Raw genomic sequence first — 2,923 nt, 5'->3', positions numbered from 1 at the left:
GAAGGTGTCAGCCAGTTTGACGAGCTTTTTGTACCGATCGAAAAGAAGCACCGGATCTTTCGCCGCCGCGCTGATGTTTCGCCGCAGCTTCGCGTGCCGTTGTCGGTGTCTTCTCTAAAAATCGGTCAGATTGTCGGGCTCGCACCTGGCCGCCCGGCGCTGACCGGTGCGTCGCTGCGCCTCGTGGTCGACAACCACATGCTGGAGCGGTTCACGCCACCTCACGTGCTCGCTTCGCGCGATGGCGATGTCCTTTACTACTCCGCACGCACGGGCAAATATCTGGAGGCTGCATCCGGCGCGCCGACGCGTCAGCTATTTGCTATGGCGCGAAAGGGGCTAGGCCTTGATCTGCGCTCGGTGTTTCGCGAGGCCGTCGAGTCCGGTCGCCCGGTTACCCGCGAAGGTGTGGTGATCGAGAGCGAGGACGGTCGCGTACAGGGGATCAGCCTGACCGTCGAGCCGCTGACCGACCAGACCAACGGCGAGCGAATGTACCTCGTGGTCTTCAACGATCAGGGCCCCGTGCTCTCACGCGAAGAAGCGCTCGTGCGCGCCCAGGCCACGCACGAGGGAACCGCCGTGCAGGTAGAAAAGGAGTTGCGTGACACCCGTGAACGCCTGCAGTCCATGATCGAAGAGTATGAGACTGCGCTCGAGGAACTCAAGTCATCGAACGAGGAACTGGTTTCGGTCAACGAGGAAATGCAGTCGTCCAACGAAGAGCTGGAGGCATCGAAGGAAGAACTCGTGTCGCTCAACGAAGAGCTGCACACGGTCAATCTCGAATTGACCCGCAAGATCGAGGCGCTCGATCGCTCGAACAGCGACCTGCAGAACCTGTTTGAGAGCACGTCGGTTGCAACCGTATTCCTCGACCGTAACCTCGTCATCCGTTCGTTCACGCCAGCGATGGAACGCATTTTCCACATCCGCACCATCGACCGTGGACGTCCAATTACTGAGCTTGTTACCCGGCTAGAGCTGCCCGGACTGGAGGGGGATATCGAGGCCGTGCTCAATACGGAAAAGCCGCGGGAGCGTCATGTCTGCAGCAGAAACAAGCTGACTCATTTCCTGATGCGCCTTGCACCCTATCGTAACGGCGAACGAAAATCCGACGGCGTCGTGATTGCCTTCGTCGACGTAACGGGCATGGTGCATGCGGAAGAACGGCAGAACGTGCTAATTGCCGAGTTGCAGCACCGTACCCGCAATCTGCTCACTGTGATCCAGTCGATCGCACAGCAGACGCTCCAGCAAGACGTCGCCCTTGAAACCTTCAATAGCCGCCTGGCCGCGCTCGGTCGTCTGCAAGGTCTCATCGGTGAAGCGGACGGCAACCTGATCAACCTTGGGGACATCGTGAAGCTGGAGTTCGACGCAGTCGGCGTCACAGGCAGCGCCCGGATCGTCCTGGGGGGCCCGGTGGTACCACTTGGCTTTCGCAATGTGCAAATGATTGCGCTGGTTTTACACGAACTAACGACGAACGCGGTCAAGTATGGTGCTTTGAAGGACGACGCGGCTCGGCTGGAGGTGCGCTGGAAGGTCGAGCCCAATGGGCACGATGCCGCTTCGCTTGTCATCGACTGGATCGAAAGCGGTGTATCGGTTCCACCAGACAGCTCGAAGACCGGTTTCGGGCGGCAGTTGATCGAGAAGGCGCTGCGATTTACGCTGCGCGCGCGCACGAAACTCGTTTTCGGATCGGATGGCGTTTCGTGTCACATCGAAATACCGTTACCGTCGGCAAGTTCGCATGAGGTATAGAGGGCGGACATGAACGAACAGGCGAAAATCCTGGATGGTCGAAGAATCATGGTGGTCGAGGACGACTATCTGGTGGCGCTCGGGCTTTCGACCGTTCTGGAGGAAGCCGGAGCTAAGGTCGTCGGGCCGGTTGCCAGCGCGCAGGAAGCGGTCGCGCTGCTTGAGGAGGGCCGCGAATTGGTCGACGCTGCGGTGCTGGACGTTGATCTGAACGGCGAAAAATCGTACCCGGTGGCCGATGCACTCGCGTCGCGGGATATCCGTTTCGTTTTCGCGACCGGCTACGGCATCGATGCCGTGGCTGAAGGCTATCGACACTATCCGCGTTGCCAGAAGCCATTCGATCACCAAGCAATCCTAAAGGCACTGAGAGGCTAATCGCACATGAAAGTCAGCTAACGAACCGTGCCCCCAGTCGGACTGCTTACTTCAATCGCTATCTGAATGGATGACGTCCCGGTCGATTGGCCGGGTGCCCGGCCAACAGCAATAGCGCGTCCAAGGATGAAACGGCCATTTTTACTACGCCGGACGTCTAAACTCCGACTTCTACATGGCGCTAGATGAGAGCTTGTGGCCGCCCCCAGTCAGACGTAAAACCGCCCGGCGCGGTCGGCCATAGATCGGCCGCGTCGGGCAGCAGTCAACCCTTTTTTGCGCTTCGGCCCTGGGCAATCCCAATGACGGGCTGTTGGTCAGCAAGTATTCGCTCATGACGGTGATTCGCGGAATGACCACCGTGGGTCGATCGCAAATGACAGGGTTCCGAGAGAACAGAATGAATCTTGCCTACCGTTGCGGATTGTCATGTCCGGAACCGGACCGTCGCCAAACTTGACGGAAGGGCCAAAAGTCGTGGTTTGCTAAATCGCTCGGTCGTCAGTGGGCTGAAGCTAGCGCGGTGGCAATGCCGCCGTGGTGGCTTTCACTTCATAGCGCCTTCGGCTGAAGATGTGTTAGCGGGAAGATCAACAACGCGCGCTCCGGCTTGCTTTAGCATCCGCCGGAAGTCAGGCGATTCGAGGATGATCGTGCCCGCAGCGGCGCGCAGGCGGTCGACCGCCTCGTCTGGTAGGACAAACGAAGTCGGCAATTGATTAAAGTATTCGCGCGCGCCCTTGTCCTTCAGTGCCTCGAACGACACGTCGAC

Annotated in this window: 2 protein-coding genes and 1 pseudogene; 2 read left to right on the top strand and 1 reads right to left on the bottom strand. The window is 59.1% G+C overall.

What is annotated here, in order from left to right:
* Both AWB74_RS43895 and AWB74_RS43890 read left to right on the top strand, forming a co-directional pair.
* Window positions 1-1,773 (top strand): PAS domain-containing protein (locus AWB74_RS43895; RefSeq protein ID WP_160110409.1); only part of this gene is annotated, 1,773 nt, incomplete at its 5' end.
* 9 nt (window positions 1,774-1,782) lie between these two features.
* Entirely contained in the window at window positions 1,783-2,151 is a 369-nt protein-coding gene (locus AWB74_RS43890; protein ID WP_061152717.1) for a response regulator, read from the top strand.
* Window positions 2,152-2,698: 547 nt separating this feature from the next.
* Here the strand turns inward: AWB74_RS43890 and AWB74_RS43885 are convergent.
* Window positions 2,699-2,923, bottom strand: a pseudogene (locus AWB74_RS43885) (patatin-like phospholipase family protein); the annotation flags it as partial.

It is taken from the genome of Caballeronia arvi, assembly GCF_001544695.2.
Lineage (GTDB): Bacteria > Pseudomonadota > Gammaproteobacteria > Burkholderiales > Burkholderiaceae > Caballeronia > Caballeronia arvi.
This window is presented reverse-complemented; position numbering and strand designations above follow the sequence as displayed.